Source organism: Alcanivorax sp. REN37 (genome assembly GCF_041102775.1).
Lineage (GTDB): Bacteria > Pseudomonadota > Gammaproteobacteria > Pseudomonadales > Alcanivoracaceae > Isoalcanivorax > Isoalcanivorax beigongshangi.
The window spans coordinates 2514531-2532701 of the sequence record NZ_JBGCUO010000001.1; the positions used below are offsets into that span (position 1 = coordinate 2514531).

Annotated in this window: 15 protein-coding genes; 1 reads left to right on the forward strand and 14 read right to left on the reverse strand. The window is 49.9% G+C overall.

Annotated features, from left to right (window positions below):
- Positions 1-11 precede the first annotated feature (11 nt).
- The 9 genes from AB5I84_RS11420 to AB5I84_RS11460 all read right to left on the reverse strand — a co-directional run bounded on the left by AB5I84_RS11420 (position 12) and on the right by AB5I84_RS11460 (position 10230).
- The gene (locus AB5I84_RS11420; protein WP_369455989.1) at positions 12-3326 is read right to left on the reverse strand and encodes a VPA1262 family protein; all 3315 of its coding nucleotides are present in this window, start codon (positions 3324-3326) and stop codon (positions 12-14) included.
- A gap of 839 nt (positions 3327-4165) precedes the next feature.
- Positions 4166-4393, reverse strand: a complete 228-nt coding sequence (locus tag AB5I84_RS11425; protein ID WP_208159749.1) for a type I toxin-antitoxin system ptaRNA1 family toxin — start codon at positions 4391-4393, stop codon at positions 4166-4168.
- Between the two features lie 72 nt (positions 4394-4465).
- The gene (locus AB5I84_RS11430) at positions 4466-4720 is read right to left on the reverse strand and encodes a hypothetical protein (RefSeq protein ID WP_369455990.1); all 255 of its coding nucleotides are present in this window, start codon (positions 4718-4720) and stop codon (positions 4466-4468) included.
- A 20-nt stretch (positions 4721-4740) separates the two neighbouring features.
- A complete protein-coding gene (locus AB5I84_RS11435) occupies positions 4741-4938 on the reverse strand; it encodes a hypothetical protein (protein WP_001076797.1) in 198 nt (65 codons plus the stop codon).
- Between the two features lie 55 nt (positions 4939-4993).
- A complete protein-coding gene (gene trbL, locus AB5I84_RS11440) occupies positions 4994-6289 on the reverse strand; it encodes a P-type conjugative transfer protein TrbL (RefSeq protein ID WP_369455991.1) in 1296 nt (431 codons plus the stop codon).
- A gap of 202 nt (positions 6290-6491) precedes the next feature.
- A complete protein-coding gene (gene trbJ / locus AB5I84_RS11445; RefSeq protein ID WP_369455992.1) occupies positions 6492-7268 on the reverse strand; it encodes a P-type conjugative transfer protein TrbJ in 777 nt (258 codons plus the stop codon).
- 1088 nt (positions 7269-8356) lie between these two features.
- Positions 8357-9112, reverse strand: coding sequence for an ABC transporter ATPase (locus AB5I84_RS11450; protein ID WP_369455993.1), 756 nt, complete (start codon positions 9110-9112; stop codon positions 8357-8359).
- Positions 9099-9962, reverse strand: coding sequence for a helicase RepA family protein (locus tag AB5I84_RS11455; protein WP_369455994.1), 864 nt, complete (start codon positions 9960-9962; stop codon positions 9099-9101). Before AB5I84_RS11455 ends, AB5I84_RS11450 begins: the two co-directional genes overlap by 14 nt.
- Before the next feature lie 4 nt (positions 9963-9966).
- Positions 9967-10230: a helix-turn-helix transcriptional regulator gene (locus tag AB5I84_RS11460; RefSeq protein ID WP_439650202.1), complete on the reverse strand. Its 264-nt coding sequence runs from the start codon at positions 10228-10230 to the stop codon at positions 9967-9969.
- 53 nt (positions 10231-10283) lie between these two features.
- On the opposite strand from AB5I84_RS11460, the gene AB5I84_RS11465 reads away from it, so the two are divergent.
- Positions 10284-11327, forward strand: a complete 1044-nt coding sequence (locus AB5I84_RS11465; protein WP_369455995.1) for a LuxR family transcriptional regulator — start codon at positions 10284-10286, stop codon at positions 11325-11327.
- Positions 11328-11337: 10 nt separating this feature from the next.
- Here the strand turns inward: AB5I84_RS11465 and AB5I84_RS11470 are convergent, their stop codons facing one another.
- The 5 genes from AB5I84_RS11470 to guaB form a co-directional block, all read right to left on the reverse strand.
- Positions 11338-12348 (reverse strand): GTP pyrophosphokinase, encoded by a 1011-nt coding sequence (locus AB5I84_RS11470; RefSeq protein ID WP_369455996.1) that lies wholly within the window; start codon positions 12346-12348, stop codon positions 11338-11340.
- A complete protein-coding gene (locus AB5I84_RS11475) occupies positions 12348-13475 on the reverse strand; it encodes a nucleoid-associated protein (protein WP_369455997.1) in 1128 nt (375 codons plus the stop codon). The genes AB5I84_RS11470 and AB5I84_RS11475 overlap by 1 nt, the downstream gene beginning before the upstream one ends.
- Positions 13463-14650: a tyrosine-type recombinase/integrase gene (locus AB5I84_RS11480; RefSeq protein ID WP_369455998.1), complete on the reverse strand. Its 1188-nt coding sequence runs from the start codon at positions 14648-14650 to the stop codon at positions 13463-13465. The genes AB5I84_RS11475 and AB5I84_RS11480 overlap by 13 nt, the downstream gene beginning before the upstream one ends.
- A gap of 308 nt (positions 14651-14958) precedes the next feature.
- On the reverse strand, positions 14959-16524 hold the full coding sequence (gene guaA / locus AB5I84_RS11485; RefSeq protein ID WP_369455999.1) for a glutamine-hydrolyzing GMP synthase: 1566 nt from the start codon (positions 16522-16524) through the stop codon (positions 14959-14961).
- A 133-nt stretch (positions 16525-16657) separates the two neighbouring features.
- The gene (gene guaB / locus AB5I84_RS11490; RefSeq protein WP_369456000.1) at positions 16658-18127 is read right to left on the reverse strand and encodes an IMP dehydrogenase; all 1470 of its coding nucleotides are present in this window, start codon (positions 18125-18127) and stop codon (positions 16658-16660) included.
- Positions 18128-18171 lie beyond the last annotated feature (44 nt).

Consider the following 18171-nt stretch of genomic DNA (forward strand, 5'->3'; position numbering starts at 1 on the left):
ACAAACAGGAGTTAGTGCGTGGTGAGTGTGTTCTTAATAATTTGGTGAAGGTTATGTGACCTAATATATTTGGGATCATCCATTGCGTAAATAGAGAGTTTTTTGATTGAAAAACTGTCCCAAGTAGATGGGGAAATTCGTTCTATAATTTCTTTGCTTTCCAACAAAAGCTCATTCAAAGGTGATGGCTTATCAGGTAGCAACTCTGCCATCCTATTAGCGAATGCATAGAGCCATAGGTTAACTTGATGCGCATTACTGTATGAGTTCCAGCTTATTTGAGCGCTCATCGGTATCCTGATAGTTCGAGCCAGCGTATTAAAAACCTTCTGGAGTTTGCTGAAAATTTTCTCTCGAACGTCAGGGCTTAGGTATTTGGTCAACACAGCCAGCTCATCTGTGAACGCACCGTCTGTTTCAAGCATGAAATCGAGGCGGTTATTCTTGAGCGCCGTTTGCCATTGGTTAATCAGCTCTGTCAACCACTGATGAGCAACTTGAGTAATGTCTATTATTCTTTGTTCCAGCATAGGAACAAGCATGGATTCAAGAATCCATGGTTTGAAATGGTGCAGTCTGCCATTGTGATTACGAACGGGCAGAAGAATATCCTTGAGCTCATTGTCTTTGAGAGGTGCCTCCAACGATTGAGTTAACGAAGCGATGAGTTGTGGTTTAATATCCGAATTGAAGTAGTTAGCTTCGTTGATCAGCCAACACTGGATGGTACGTCGAACAGCGGAAGGTGTGATATGCTCAATTTTCGAGAGTGCTTCAATCCCCCAATCGCCTCCATTAATGTTTTTTGCAAGTGCATGAAGTCCTATCCAGGTTATGACACTCACATTACTCTGCAACAGTGCATCAATTTGCTCTTGATGCTTGTCGAAGCTAACAACCAAACAAATATGCTTAAGGGCTTCAACCACAAGCGCATGGGAGCGAGGTTGCTTGATTGGTTTAGAGAGTATTGTATTTAACCAAGATGCAAACTGCTTTGGAGCTTCCGACCATAGGAGCTGTATAGAGAAGTAGTCGCTATATGAGGTATCTACGGGTGAGTATGTGAATGTACTAAACGGGTCACATTTTGAAAGCAATAGTTCTATAAGTCCCTGAGAACGGTAGTGTTCAATATCAAGTTGTTTATTTGTGAGGCGTGGTTGCAGCGCGTTTGCTCTGGAGGGGGAGATGTGCTCCAACAGTGCAAGCTTCACTTGTTCGGATAATACCGACTGCTCCTTATTGTAGAGGCTAACGGAATAGCGACTAGCTGGGGAGTTTGCTATCACACAACCAAGGGCATCCCAGGCTGAGTGGAAATCTGCCATTGGTAGCCCTTCCTTCCAGAATTTGGCCGGAAGAGCGTCAAAGTGCTCAGGATCTAGTTTTCCATCCTTAACGTATCCTTTAGTACTCATCTTCTCCATGAGTTCGGAACCGGAAAAATCTGAGAGCTGTTCGTCGTCGAGCCACCAAGCTATAACACTACCGGCGCATTGTGGTTCAGCGAATGAAGAATTGTGGCTCAACCCCTTGGGCTTTTCTTCATCACGTGGCTTAATATCGGTAGAATTGAAAATTATCCTTGCTGGAGGCGGCGTCTTATCGTCTCTATGGAGTGTGTTTTGGATAATCTGATCAACATACTCAAATACATGTGGAACCACGTCCAGAGGAATTGGGGTCACTAGCAGAGGGTGGTTTTCGCTGGCCCTCTGAACTGAATTTGAAAGATGATACCCTGATAAAGGCTGACCATTGGCGGAGCGAATAAGGATCATGCGATCATGGAGTTTACTCTCTGGCACTGCGAGTACCTTGAGATGAACGCTTCCAAAATAGCCATTGTTCCAGCCCGAACATCTTGCCAGAAGATTGTCAACTCGGGTGGGCTGGCCGGATTCTTTTGTACTATCATCATTAGACGTTTTCTCCGTCGTAATGATCAAGTAATCAGCGCTAGCTGTACCCAACCTGTTGAGAAGCTCAATACCGACGTCCTCCATATACGGATCGATCCAAGCGATTTTCGCGTCGTGATGTTGTTCGAAGATGCTCTTGAGCCAGTCCTTTAACTCAAGACGGCTCATACCGTTGCTATTGTTGAGAGTGGGAAAGAACCGACCGTCGGATTTATTGGGGCATAGCTGCCTGACTCTATCTTGGATGAGCCGATTAAGTGGAACCCATGGATCAGCTGTATAATCGCTCATCTGTGATCGAGAGGGGCGAATAGCACGCCCAACCTGCTTGGCTGCTTCCAATTTGACCTTTTCTCTTTTTGGTACTTTCTTGTCCAACCATGAGAATTGCTCGTATGCCCTGATAGGTTCAACTAGCTGTAAATTGAAATTCATTTGGCGCATGAAATGGTTGCCCGTTTGAAGCAGGAGGGATGAATGTTCTCCGTTAGGTCCAAGTGCATAGATTTCCATTGTATAAGCTGTGCTAGATTGGTTTTGAAACACTTTAAGTTCAAACTGGTGATGGAGTGGGTAAGAAGAGCTCTTGCTGAGGTTGGTAATGTAAGAGGACTGAATGCTACCCTCACTGTAAGCTTTGATAATAACTAATAAATCCGAGGGTTCTCGAGTTAATGATTCGAATAGTGTCAGAGACGACTGCTTGCCTTTCAAGGATATATCATACTTACACCGCTCTGCGGCATTTAGTCCTGGAGCGCAAATGAACTCGAAGTCACTAATTCTCCAGGAATCCGTTTTGGAGAAATCTAAGCCAGTATCAGCATCTAATGCTTGGCACGCAGCTTCGGCAATCATCATGTCACATCCCTCAGGGACACTGAATATCTTTGGTTTGTCCTCTGGAGAAATTGCGCCGCTGTCAACACTACAATAACTAGTTGGGCTTAACCGACTGGTCTGGAATTGATAATAATCGCGTGTCGGCAGATGCATTACAGAGCGAATGAGGGGACTCTCACCAAATGTATTCACACCTACTGTATTGGCTAATTTGTCGCTGATATTGACTTCGGCGAGTTGGCTGGCTTTCTGGAGCGGTGCTCCGTTGATGAAGTGTTCAAGGAAAGCTTTTAATTTCTTGGTAGAGGTATGAAGTGTCAAGGTATGAGTCTTGACTGAGCAATTATCATAGAGTTGTGTTTTGGTACTAACGCTACCTTGCCAAGTGTCCGATTGATAGGTACTTGGTAGTGTTCGAGCATATAGGAAGCGCAGCTCGCTCGAACTTTCCCTTTCGATCTCCAACACCCATAGTTGGGTTACGGTGAAATTGTCATCATCCCCAAAAAGGCTATACAACCTGAAATCTGCAAACAACGTATTGAGATAGTTAATCATAGAGTTTCCTTTTGTCTCAAGGTTATATGGTTATAGTTTGATAACATCATGGTATCATACATTTTAAATTCATTTAAAATACAGCGCCTTATGAGTTCCGACTAATTCTCTTGAGCAACCAAAGGACATCTCAATACGAGTTGCCACGTTACCGCATTAAAACCCATTTGGGCGGTCTACTAGCTTTATGGCTCGAAATCGACTCAATCCACTATTTGCTTAAGTGACGACTCAAAACTCTTCAATATTTGGTTTAGATTATGTTGGTTGAAGATCTTGTTACTAACCGAAGGAGCTTCCCACTTTAAGCAATTTGGGGGCAAATGTGTTCCAGGGATAAACCATGCTTTGCATGTTCTTCGTAAAAATCTGCATAAAGTGAATCTGACATCGTAATTCGGGGGATGCAGCTTATGTCCAACTCCTTGCAAATTGACCACCTCCATTAACGGTGGTCTCTTTGTCATTTTGGGATTCGAGAAGTTATCTGAAAGCGGGACTATAGGGTATCTACTCTAAGTCGTTATTGTCCAGAAACGTGTTTGAATGGGACAGTTCAATCTGTAGATGCTCAAGACAACCAGTATGATACTTTATTACTCAGTTGTAGCGTGACTCAGACTTTGTAGTATGAATCTTTATTCCTCTCCTACAACCGTCTATTACACACCGCCCCAGCCACCCCGTTCCTGGCGTTCAAACCATCAAGACCGAAGCAGGCGTGACCGTTAAGGGGGGCCGATTTAACGGAGAGGGGGGACGATTTAACGCCCGTCGATTACACACCACCAAAGACACAATAGGCGGCCCGTAGCCGCCTCTACTGTCGTTCTTCGTGGTTAGCTGGGCATAGCCTGCCGGATGGTGGCTAACGCCTTCTGGAAGTCCTCCGTTGTCACTCGGCCAGTTTCAGCCTGATAGTACAGGATCGTGAACATATTGGCGACCGCCTCCGCGACTGGCAAAACCTGCCGGGCGGTTTCCTGGTCGATGAACTCCAGGGCGGCCAGCTTGATCGCAGCCTGATGAATTGCTTGCTGAACTTCGATATTATGTGTGGTTGTCATGTGTCACCTCTCTGTCAGGTGGTATGTGAAAATGCGGGCCGGTGCACCATCACCGGCCCGTGTGCTTTCTAACTACTTGCGTCGGCCAAACGGCCAGCGTCTCATTTTGTCGATTTGATCGACCGATCTCATCATGTCCTTGTAAGCACGCCCGGCCAACCTGTTTTGTAATACCTCCATTTTAACGGCAATGGCTTTCATCTTCGGGCCGCGTCCGGTGTTGTGCAGCCACTGCCCCCAAAAATAGAAGGCCAGCATCACAATGAACATCACTGCGAAGAAACCAAATACCTCCGCAAGGTTTTGAGGTGGAAAGCTAAACTCCATAATCAGTAATCCTTATCTAGTTAGGCCATGCGACCCTTTTTAACAAAACTGGCAACCTCTTCGTTGCGCTCCTGCTGGCGTTCCTGGGCATACGACACGTAGTCCTCAACGTCGAAGGTGTGCTTTTCCGGGTCGCGCTCTTGCCATTCTGCGTGTGCTTGGCGGGCTTCTTCCTGGTCCTCACTGGACAGGCCATCAAAGCCGCCGGTTTGATTCATCCAGCCAGTACCGACGCCGCCTAAGCTATCGTTGTCAAATACAGGGGAAGCGTCGTCAGTCGCCCTCCTTGTCGTCGTCATCCCCGTCATCTTTCGTACTATTTCGGATCGAGCTAGCTAAACGGCCTCCAGCAGTGCGGCCAATTCGATCCCCGGCCATATCACTCATTCCCTTCATCAAATTCGCACCGGTATCCGCTGCAATACGACCCGCTTTTACAGCGCTGCCTTTAAAGCCGCCGCCAGAAGATTCGCCACCGCTAGAGGATTGGCCAGAGGCTTGGGAAAAGGAGCCAGCTTCATCCGAATCGCCGCCACCGCTAAATGCTTCGCCCAGGCTCGACATAACGTCAGTATTGTTCGCTACGTTCTCACCTGCTTTTGCAAATGCAGCCTGAATAGCAGACGCACCGCCTGCGGTAGCCATTGCTGCACCGGCAGCCATACCACCACTGGCAACAGCCGCTCCGGCCATCGCTCCGGCACTGATACTGCCTGCACCTGCCGCCGCGCCGCCTCCAGGAACAAGGCTGGCGACCACATTGGGAACCGAGTGAATGAGCATCACGAGAACCAGTGAAACGACAAAGATCACCAGCAGTTCACGCATAGGGGCATCATTGGATAGATCGGCATAGAAACCGTCCATGATCGACATGGCAATGCCAATAAGCAACGTCATTGTCATCAACTTCAAAGCAACGCCCAATACGCTTTTGAAGTAGTTGATTGCTATATCTGAAGTCCAGCGCGAACCACCAAAACCCAGCACGAAGACACCGGCATAGATCAATATCCAAGCCGTCACCAAGGCCAACAACACATTTGCCGCCACTACCGCCATACATGCCAAAATTGCCAGCGTGATTAAGAAGATAGACAAGTTATCTATCGGGCTTGTGATGCTGTAGGACTCACCAGCTTTCACAATGATGTCGAACGCAATACTAATAGGCTCTGATGGGGTTAGGTCTCTCGGAAGGCCACCTGCTTGAGCACCGATCATTCTCAACGAGTCGATGATTGACGTCGCAAAGTCTGGACCGTTTCTGAGCAACCAGAGAAAGAAACCAAACGTCAGGATGAAGCGCACGAACTCGGCAAAGAACTCCCTTATATCCGCTTGTTTAAGGATTAAGGTCCCGCCAGTCCAAACAAGGGATATAGTGCCCAGCGTCCAGAACAGCCAGGCGGCATAGTTTGTAATTACCGTGCCCCAAGTAGCACTGCCCGTCATGAAACGCACGGCCACTTCATCCAAGACACCATTAGGCTCAATGGCCGCTGACGCAGTTTGTGAAGTCAGTAAAACTGCCAGGAGCATCACAAGTCGAATGAATATCTTGCTCATGGTTAGAACCCCTTGTTCTTGGAGCGATCAGTGGGTTCGCCCATATCCCAAAGACAGTTCCCTTCTTCCCTCTGCTCTTTCGTCAGGTTTGGGTTGTCACAGTTGATCGTTGCAGGCTTAGGCCCGTCATCTTCACCGCACCCCACCAGAGCGAAAGAGGCCAACGCGCTAACGATAAAAACTCGGGTGATATTCTTCATGATTAGAACCCCCTGTTTTCTGAACGGTAGGTTGGCTCTCCCATATCGAACAACCTTTCACGGGACGCTTGATATTGAGCTTCGCGGTCAGCATCCGCCTGCACTCGAGTGCCAACGGCATTCTGCTGAGCAATCAGCAGGCTACGGATTTGCAGGAGCTGGTTAGCCTGGTTGCTGGCGAGCTGATTGGCGTACCCGATGGCCGCTAGTTGGCCGTCTGCGCCCTGGGCGGCAGATTGCAGGCGGTTAAGCTGTCGGGCGTCAGCTTCAAGATTGTCTTGCTGCTGCTCCAGGCCCTTAAACAGCGCGTCGTTGGCCTTTTTCTGCGATTCAGACGCCAAGCGACGGTTCTCGGCCATTGCGGCTCGTTCGGCATCACTGCATCCCGCCGCCGAGAAACAAGGCGAGCTGCGGTAATAGGCCACGTCCTGGAACTTGCCCAGGTAAGCATCGAGGCTGCCAAGCTGGTTCTGGTAATAGGCGAGCGTGTTGGTCGCCTGGTTCAGATCGTTGATGGTGCGCTGCGCCTGGTCCCAAATATGGGCCGCCGGGGCCATCGTATTTTGCAGTTGGTTTTCGTACTGCTGGAGTTGGGTTTGGTATTCCTGAATCTGCTTGGCCGTCTGCGCGACCGCTTCCAAAGCAGACATGATGTTTTGCGTCAGATTGGTGCCATCAACTACTGGAATACCGGCGTAGACAGGCTGCAAAGTACAGGTCGTCATAACGACGGACAGAGCAATTTTAGCGGCTAAATTTTTTCTTCTAACTTTTTGCATACGTTGATCTCCATTACCAATGAATGCTTTATCGTGCCTTTCAATGCATAACGTATAAGCTCAATAATTGGACATAAAAGTTGACATTGAGATATTTAAGCCAATAACTCCTACGGCGGTAGCCAGTAGCCTCGCAGAGCAGGATTCTCCGTTGAGCGCCCCGGCGCGAATAAGGAAAAGTGAAGATAGTTAATTGGCTCCGCCGATTAGCTAACTTCACCTATCCTGCCCGCCTTTCAGCGTTGTTTACGCCAAGGAAAGTGTTGCCGCGAAAATCTGTTTTTTAGTGCAAACCATATAAAATCGCCTGTTCACCTTCTTGCTAGAACAGAAGCACTAAATAAACACGTAATATCAGGTAATTACTACGCTAACGCGGGGGTTTACACAGCAAAAAAACACAGAAATACACAGCTTTACCAATTCAGGAGGGATAGCGCCCCTCAAGTGTCAATGAAACGTACGATCGTTAGCAACACATCGAATGTAAATCGCTGTATCCCATGGATTTTGAAACCCACTAGACACTCTCGTTGGCCTTTTCTTTGACGGTTTCAGATTGGTATCGGTTGGGTCATCAGGTCAGGAAGGATCGCTACCAACACTCCGTGCGTGTCGAGCCGCTAGCGCCCAATTTCGCACAGATTTTTGAGCACAACGTCAGTGTGGATAGTAAATGTAGTGTTGTAGTATGTTGTATGGTGCAACTACAACCTACAAACCGCACACATTTTCAGCCTACTACCGGCTTAAGTGGCTATTCATCTTGATGTATGAATACGGCTTCCTGAGCCGCCAGAGAGGCGCTCCAGGCATCGCCCTCGCTACCCCTGAACGACGCTCCTGGGGCTTATAAGGCGGCTTTGGTCGTCCTTCGGACGGATTGAACGCCAAGGAAAGGTGATTGCCTTGGCGAGGAAGCAGAATCGGCCACTCTCTTGGCGTTAAAACATCGGCCGGAGGCCGATAGATAATCAACCTCCAGCATCCAGCTGGAGGTTGCTGTATATCCTGAGATATCCTGAATATCCTGCCAAAACAGCAAAGAATCGGGCGGGTGTGAGTCGCCATCGGGCGGGTGCGGGACGCTATCGGGCGGGTGTGAGGCGCCTTATCCTATTCTCAGCATCTATCGTTATTCCAACTTCATGCAATTTTTCTGCATCCTCCCTAAGCCTGGAACGCCCATTTCGCATCCTCTTACTATTGATGTTTTCACCACAGACTGCGCGAATGAGAGTATCAACATGCCACCCTCCGGCTGGATCATTCTTGTGGGTCAATATGTGTCGAGCGACCGCCTGACTAATCCCGTGCTGCAAGCGAGCAATTGGGGCAGGATCGTAGTACAGACTAAGGTCGTGCTCCAATAACATGACCAAGGCGATACCAAGCCGAACTCTCCACAGATTTCGCTCTCCTCCCGTCAAGGGATCAGGGCGTGTCATAGGTGAAGGGATAACATGATCGATCAAGCCGCCGATTATCGGAAAATCGAACTGTGGTGTTTCAATCGTTACAGTTGCTGCTCGCAGCTCTGCCAGCAGCTTCTCAAGATGGGAGGAACTATACCGGCTATCTGACAACGTTTTCCGCACTTTGGCAGGGTCTACCAATAGCTCTACACCACCATCAGAAACATCGCGTCGACGTTCGGCACAGTGCAAAATAGCCTCAACAACATCTGCGTGCCGCTGACCAAGCCTTCCCTTAATGCGACAGCGGCCAAAGGATGTTTCCATCCAGTCGGCCTCCATCAGGCTTGGGCGCTGACTGGCCTGGTAAAGCATCACTCTTGCCTGTGCACTGGTACTAGTTGGAGTGACCTTGTTACCAGTTGTCATCAGCGCCTTCCATAACAACTTTAGATTTCTTGAACGGTAATACTCCTTTGGCCTTACGCTGCCTCTCCAGCACGGCAGGTTTCAGTACACCGCCTTCGTGACGCCTGAACCAACGCTCGGCGAAAGGAGAGCCATAATTCGCCTTGCTAACGCCATAGCGGACGAAGTACCCACGCTGACTATCATCAACACCCCACTCCTCAGCCTCGGTTTGCGTCATGCCAGACAGGTACGATTGCCAGCGAATGTTATCGACCAGAACAGACGACCCACGGCTGGCCTGTTGCTGGTCACCCGCACTAATCATGGCGGCGCTCTTACTGGCATGGTGCAAAAATACGATAGAGCACCCTGTATCGGCGGCTATGGCTTCCATACGTCCGATCACTTGCGCCATTGGACCGCTAACGTTTTCATCTTCGATGTGGAAACGACGTAAGGTGTCTAGGATCATAAGGCGGCGGCCCGCAGCCGCTCGCTTAAGGCCATCGAACCAATCGAGACACATAATTTTGGGGCACCTTCCTATCAGCGGCTCAATCAGCAAGCCTTCAGCAACAGCTTGCCGCTGCTCGGCGGTGAGATGCGCTCCAAGCGCATGTAATCGGTGATGGATAGCAGCGGGAGGATCTTCTGCGGGAAGATAGATAACTGGCCCAACAGGAAATTCTCCGACTTCCAGCAAGTCCGGGCCTCCAGCGATCTGCGTCGCAAGCTGTAAGGCCAGCATGGATTTTCCGGCACCACCTGGTGAAACCAAGGCCCCTACCGTGCCGGAAACCATGTTAGGTAAAACATAATCAAGAGGCGGCGGCGTTTCCGAAAAGGCCGCCATAAGATCAAGGGCCATACTATTAGGCCCCTATGGTGTTGCCAGGCCGAGTAGCCAGGATTCCTGAAGACTTACGCTCCTCAATCCACAGCTCTACTTCCGACAGGTCCCACGCGACGTTTCTGCTTGTAAGGGCTATGCGCTTCGGAAACTCCCCACGCTGTTCCAGGTTATAAATTGTGCGCGTTGAAAGTGGAATCATCTCCAGGAGCTGTTTCCTGTTGATGAGAACCTTATTTGCCATTGTTTGCATGCTTGAACCTCCATTTACCTGTTGAGGCTTCATCGTGCCAAGCAATGCAACTTGATTAAGCTTTATTTTTGGACTATAAAGTTGTTATGAATATCGAACACCAAGCTAGACTAGACCTAGGGCAAGACTACATAGCCATCCTTCCAGGCTGCGCCCAGCCTGTTTCTCTTGCTATAGCCAAATTTAGAACGCGCTGGGGACCTTACTCTGCCTTCTCTCGGCGCTATCCCATTCTTCGCCTGATACAAGAACTGATCGATCCTGCCATAGCTGAGTACATGGATTCCCTCCCAAACAGCTATAAAAACCATGTTGCGGGTATTGGCTCAGGAGTTGGATTTAGCGAAATCATCCGGCTGATAGGGCTGGAAGCAATGGTGCGCATGCAGCGCCAACTGCTACGTCAGTTCATAAAGACAAGTGATGAACAAACCCAAAGAGATCAGTGCTTCGCCGCAACCATTGAATCGTTAATTGAATTAACCTGGGATTGCGCCTGTAAGCGTCCGAAGAAATCAACAGCGACCAAAGGCGTCAACCTAAACGTACAACGAAAACATAGTTTCTGCGAATTCTGTGGAAACCTTACGGAGTACTCAAAATTCATGCTCACAGTAGAGCAGAGACAAACAAATGAGGTTGAACTTATTGACCACAAGAAACTAGAACTTAGCCACAATTACTGTAAAGAGCATCGCCCCAAACTTGCCAATGACGAGTGGAATCCAAGTTACAAACAGGCAAAGCGCTCCCTCGCACAATTCAATATCGAACTTTCCAGGTTAACTCATCAATCTGCACATCGCGCTAAGCCTCATGCTATGTCAGGAGACAAACTGATCGATGACTATTCCTTCCTATTCATGTTGAATTTAACATTACAGCCAGCAGACGTAGCGGATCTTCGCAATCTGGCTCGAAAGATGGTCGACTCTAAGCTTTCAGACAATAAGAAGAAAATGCTGGTACTTCAGCATTATGGTTACACTCAATCTCAAATTGGCAAAAAGCTACTAAGCAGAAAACAACAACCAATGACACCTCAAGCAGTATCTAAAGCATTAGCAGCAGTTCGCAAAGATTTTTTGCTTCCTGCTAACAGGCCAGGAAAAAGCCAACAGAAATTTTAGCGGCTAAAATTTAGGTTGTGGCCCAAGGAGGCTGAAGCCCTAAATCGCTGTAAACACCCTCCAGAGGCTCAAGATCAAGAGGCCATTTTCGATGTAATGACGCACGAAACCTTTTTGCAAGAAAGTACATTAAAAGAACAAACGGATGCCTAAATTCTACCGAACCGGCTTGCCTCTCTTTAATTTTTTCACTTACATAGGAATAATTTGGATCTTCAAGGAAAGCTAAAAACTCATCCGCTGAAGTTTTTTGCAATAAATCACTAATTGAGTTGAGTAAATGGTCTGCACTTTTACTATCATCAATGAGCTGAATGTCACCAAGACGTTTTTTCGCTTCGGTGTTGATGGCATTCTTCCATGCATTTATATCGGCCGTCGCATTTTCTAACAAAATCTTTGCATTACACAATAAATCATCAGTAGTTTCCATCAGAGCCATACTTTTTGCGAATGTTCTGTGGACCTCTGGTGAAGCCGCTATATTACCTTTATAGATAGTATCATGAGCAAGCTCCGCATAAGCATGTTGAAGCAAAGTCCTTAATTGCACTTCGCAGGGGGTGCCTTCTTTTATTTGAACACCTTTGTGCTCAATATCCCTAGCGGCGTAAACAATATAGTGAACAGACTGATAATCAAATAATCTCGGATCATCACCTTTCCACTCATCAAATTCTTTATCCTTTGAATAAGCCCAACTTGTAGCTTCTTCAACTATATTACACAACAGCTCAAGTTGATATGTTAGCAGCACAACAAATCGAATGCCTGCTTTATCAGTGATTTCCTTGTAAGGGTCTTTATACTTGTTCCGCTTCCTGATAAATGCCTTCGTGACCAGAGAATCCACCTGTTTTACTCTTTGAGATGGTGGTATTTTCACCCATTCCAAGTACGCACTTTTTGTTCCCGCATGAGATAAAATACTGGAATCAATTTTAGTCAGCACAAAGTCAGCCCATGCTTTATACATGGGCAATTCAGCTTCATACAACTGGATGAACTCGTCGCGGTTCATTATTCTTGCTCAGTCAGCTTACCCTGTATTCTCAGGGTAGTATGTTCATCAGTAACGTCAATAACCTGAACCATTTCTTCAAAAGTATCTGCTGGAGCTGTCAACTTAACGCTGGAAGAGAAGTTCATTTTACGATGTTGCAACCTCCTCTTAATTAAAGAGTTATCTTTAACTATTGCATTAGTTGGGAAATTTTTACTTTCCATGTAAGCAGCATAATCATCTCTTAATTCCTCTTCCATGAATTGGTCAGCGAAACCACTAGTCTGAATTGTATTGCTCTGATCAGTTTTCAGGTATGTGTGTAGAGCTTGTTGAAGATCGACCTTACTTTCCGTCGACAGATCAGAATCATTAATGAAATTTTTCGTATATTCAAAAAAGTCCCGAGTTCTCTGCTCTGAGTTTTCAGGAATTCTTAAGCCCAAGAAACCAGAATAAAAATACCTTGCAGCCTTTCTATCATCTTTTGCTTGGATGTTACTATCAAAAACATAGGCTTCAAAGTCGTCAGTAATTCTAATTTCATTACCAACACTTTCCCTGCTCATTTCAACAAATGCACCAACCTTGTAGAGTTTCGCTTGAGGAGTAAGTATTAAGTTGTCCAAGTAATCCATAACAACCTTATCACCCTCTTCTTTTCCAACGAACCCTGCTTGCTGCTCTGCTTTAATGATGAACAAGCATCTTTTATTCGCAGCTCCAGCAGTTCCATCAATAATTACTAAAGTTCCTCCAGGCCAGCTCTTGCTTGTATGAGCGGTGGTATGCAACTCAGCAATTTCTACTGAATTTTTTATAAAACTAGCATCATCATCAGTTAAGAGTCGGGTAGCACAATGAAAACAGCTAGCAGCGCCATCCTGAGCTATGTCCATTTGCAAGCTGTGCGAACCATTACCGAGTACACTACTGATACGCTGTTGTAGCTTATCTAAACCAGCACCAGCTAACTGTGTTAATACACGACTAGGAAACGGATCAACACGCCCTTCATCGTTAGGCTTATAGACGTTGTGTAAAATTATTCTGTGGAAATTAAGATTATCAAATGTAAAAGTCATTAAAAGCGCCACTCCCTGCATTATTTTTTTATTTAAAACCACCGGCGTTAAGAGACCCAATCATCTATCATGTCCGCCCAGTCTTGCAGCATTGATACTCGCTGCTCTCTATATTCTGCCTTGTTATAAACAGCCCTAACACCTTTTTGTTCATGAGCTAAGCATTTTTCAATCCAGTCAGTATTATAGCCAGCTTCATGGAGTAAGGTACTTGCTGTACGCCTCAGATCGTGGGGGCCAAACTTGGCAAGAGACTGCCCTTCTTTCTGAGCCAGCTTGTAAGTCATCGTCATCACCCGGTTTAGCGTGGCACTGCTCATGGGCACGTCAGAATCGTAACGCGACGGCAGAACATAATCCGATCCACCGGAGAACGTCTTCAAAGCGATGAGAATGTCCATGGCCTGCCTAGATAGAAACACTAGGTGAGGATTTCGCCGCTTCATCCTTTCTTTAGGGATCGTCCAGAGCGCTTCGCTGAAGTTGATCTCACTCCAGGTAGCATTCGTCAGCTCGCTTTTTCGCACCATCGTCAACAACAACAGTTTTACCGCTGCGCGGATCGATGGTGATGTACCAATACGCCCCATGTACTGATACATGATCCTAATTTCTTCGGGCGTCAGGGTTCGATCTCTCGGCTCAAACCTGGCAATGCTTGCTGGCCGCACCAGGTCTGCTGGGTTCTCAACCTTCTGGCCTCGCTCAGTGGCCCAGCGGTATACCTGGAGTACAATCTCACGCGCATGAACCGCCGTAGCAGGCGCACCGCGCTCTACGATGGCGTCGGTAAGTGCTCGCAAGTCCTCGTGGGTGATTTCGGTCAGCTTCTGATTGCCGAATTTCGTTTCCAGCTCTCTCGTATAAACCGAGCGGCGCATATCACGGGTAGAGTCGGCCATCTGGTAGCCCCGTAGCCACTTTTCCGCCCAGGCACCAAAGGTTTCAGCCCCTTTTACACGCGCCTTGTCCCGTGCCTTCTCCTTCGCTGGCGACTTTCCATCAGCGACCATCCGCTTGGCTTCACTAAGTCGCTCACGGGCTTCTGCCAGAGTGATACCCCCAACGCCATAGCGGCCAAAAGTGATTGTCTCTTGCCTGCCATTGATCGAGTAGTTGTAACGGAATGAGATAGAGCCGGCAGGAGTGACAGCCACATAGAGGCCATCCCGGTCATTCACCTTGTAGAGTTTATCCCTCGGCTTGAGGTTGCGCAGCTTGGTATCGGTCAGCAAGAGTCTTATCCTTCTTCAATTCCAATACCATGCTGGAAGATCACCCAAAAATCGAGCAATAAAATCAATAAAAACATATAGTTAAATAGTTTCGACACCATGAATACACAGGATCAAGCAGCATGGTATCGGCCATCACTCATGGCATCATGTCTCGATAATACCACCTTGGATACCATGCTCAAGCGGTGCTTCCCGCTGCCATCAGTTGCCAAACAATGCCAGACATAAAAACAAAAAAGCCCATAAAAACATGGACTTAAGTGTAATTTAATGCCAGTTTGTACCAGCTAATGCCTAACGTGTGATCACTCCCACTCAATCGTCGCCGGCGGCTTGCTCGACACGTCATAGGTCACGCGGCTAATGCCGGAGATCTCGTTGATGATGCGAGTGGAGACTTTCTCCAGAAACTCATAGGGCAGGTGCGCCCAGCGAGCGGTCATGAAATCGATGGTTTCCACCGCGCGTAGCGCGATCACGTATTCGTAGCGGCGGGCATCGCCCACCACGCCGACGGATTTCACCGGCAGGAACACTGCGAACGCTTGGCTGGTCTTGTGGTAGAGGCCGGCTTCCAGCAGCTCGGTGATGAAGATGTGGTCTGCCGCGCGCAGGATATCGGCGTATTCTTTCTTCACCTCGCCAAGGATGCGTACGCCGAGGCCCGGGCCTGGGAACGGGTGGCGGTAGACCATGTCGTAGGGCAGGCCCAGTTCCAAACCAATCTTGCGCACTTCATCTTTGAACAGCTCGCGCAGCGGCTCGATCAGCTTGAGCTTCATGTCTTCCGGCAGGCCGCCGACGTTGTGGTGCGACTTAATCAGGTGCGCACCTTTGGTGGCGGCTGACTCGATCACGTCCGGGTAAATCGTGCCTTGCGCCAGCCAGTTGGCGTTGCTCAATTTGGCGGCCTGTTCGTCGAAAATCTCGATGAAAGTATTGCCGATGATTTTTCGTTTTTGTTCCGGATCGGTGACGCCAGCGAGTTTGCCCAGATAGATGTCCTCGGCATTCACGCGGATGACGTTTACGCCCATATTCTGCGCAAACATTTCCATCACCTGGTCGCCTTCACGGTGACGCAGCAGGCCGTGGTCGACGAATACGCAGGTCAGCTGGCTGCCGATGGCGCGGTGCAGCAGGGCCGCCACCACTGAGGAATCCACACCGCCGGACAGCGCCAGGATCACGTCATCGGTGCCGACCTTCTCGCGAATGGTACGGATCGCATCTTCAATGATGTTGCTCGGCGTCCACAGCTGTTCGCAGCCACACAGGTCGCGCACGAAGCGCTCCAGCAGCCGGCCACCCTGCAGGGTGTGGGTCACTTCCGGATGGAACTGCACGCCATAGAAGCGGCGTTTATCGTCGCCCATCGCGGCAATCGGACAGGCATCGGTGGCAGCGCCGGCAGTGAAGCCCGGCGGCAGCGCGGTGACGCGATCGCCGTGGCTCATCCACACATCCAGCCATTCTTTGCCGTCTTGTTCATGGTCGACGATGCCAGCCAGCAACGCGTTGTCGGCTTGCTTCTCTACCCGTGCATAACCGAACTCGTGAGTTTGGCCCTGCTCCACAGCGCCGCCCAGTTGGGCGGCCATGGTCTGCATGCCGTAGCAGATGCCGAGCACCGGCACGCCCAGCTCGAACACCGCTTGCGGTGCCCGCGGCGTGCTGTCAGCGGTCACGCTTTCCGGGCTGCCGGATAGAATCACACCGGCCGGAGCAAAGGCGCGCAGCTCCTCAGCCTCCAGATCGTAGGGACGGATCTCGCAGTACACGCCGATCTCGCGGATGCGGCGGCCGATCAGTTGAGTGTACTGGGAACCGAAATCAAGGATCAGGATGCGCTGGGAATGGATGTCTTTCATCGTCGATAGCCACTAAGTCGCGCGCAGAGCGCCGGAAATCAAAGGGTTGCCGCACAATGTGCGGGGCTCAGAACGCAAAATCGGCCGGGAGATTCACCGACCGATCCTGCGTCTGACGGAAGCACACCGCCGATCAGCTGATCGGGTAGTTAGGGGCTTCCTTGGTGATGGTCACGTCGTGCACGTGGGACTCCTTGATGCCCGCCCCGGTGATACGCACGAAGGTGGGCTTGGTGCGCATCTGTTCCACGTCGGCACAACCGGTGTACCCCATGGCAGCCCGCAGCCCGCCCACCAGCTGGTGAACGATGGCGGTCATCGGGCCTTTGTAGGGCACGCGGCCTTCAATGCCTTCCGGCACCAGCTTCTCCAAACCGGCAGAAGCGTCCTGGAAGTAGCGGTCGCTGGAGTTGGAACTGCCGGACATGGCGCCCAAGGAGCCCATGCCGCGGTAGGCCTTGTAATAGCCGCCCTGGAACAGCTCCACTTCGCCCGGCGCTTCCTCGGTACCCGCCAGCAGCGAACCGATCATGATGGCGCTGGCACCGGCGGCCACTGCTTTGGCCACGTCACCGGAGAAACGGATGCCGCCGTCGGAAATCAGCGGGATGTCGTACTTGGCCAACGCGTCCGCCACATCAGACACCGCAGAAATCTGCGGCACGCCGATCCCGGCAACGATGCGGGTGGTGCAGATTGAGCCCGGACCAATACCCACTTTGACGCCATCGGCACCGGCTTCCGCCAGCGCAATCGCCGCTTCAGCGGTGGCGATGTTGCCGCCAATCACCTGCACCTGCGGGAAGTGTTTTTTCACCCACGCCACGCGCTCGATCACGCCACGGGAATGGCCGTGGGCGGTATCCACCACCAGCACGTCAACACCGGCGTCCACCAGCGCTTCAACGCGCTCTTCGGTTTCCGGACCGGTGCCCACCGCTGCGCCCACCCGCAGCTGGCCCTGGTCATCCTTGCAGGCGTTGGGGAAGCGTTTGGATTTCTCGATGTCTTTGACGGTGATCAAGCCACGCAGGGCGCCGGAATCATTCACCACCAGCAACTTTTCGATGCGGTGGCGCTGCAGCAACTGCTGCACTTCCTCGGCGCTGGCGCCTTCCTTGACCGTCACCAGCCGCTCTTTCTCGGTCATGATGGCCGAGACCGGCTGCTTGAATTCGGTCACGAAGCGGGTGTCGCGGCTGGTGACAATGCCCACCACCTGATCACCCTGCACTACCGGCACGCCGGAGATGTGGTGGCTGTCAGTGATGCGCAGCAGCTCAGCGACAGTGGTTTCCGGGCCGACCGTGATCGGGTCGCGCACCACACCGCTTTCAAATTTCTTCACCAGCCGCACATGACGTGCCTGCTCGTGCAGATCCATGTTCTTGTGGAGGATGCCGATGCCGCCTTCCTGGGCCATGCCGATGGCCAGACGGTATTCGGTCACCGTATCCATGGCCGCTGACACCAGAGGAATGTTGAGGCTGATATCGCGGGTCAGTCGTGACTTGAGACAAACGTTCTTCGGCAGCACTTCCGAATAGGCTGGCACCAGCAGAACATCGTCAAAGGTCAGTGCTTCTTGCGCAATTCTGAGCATAAGGCACCGTCGCAAAGGTGGGGAAAATGAAGCGGCCAATTATA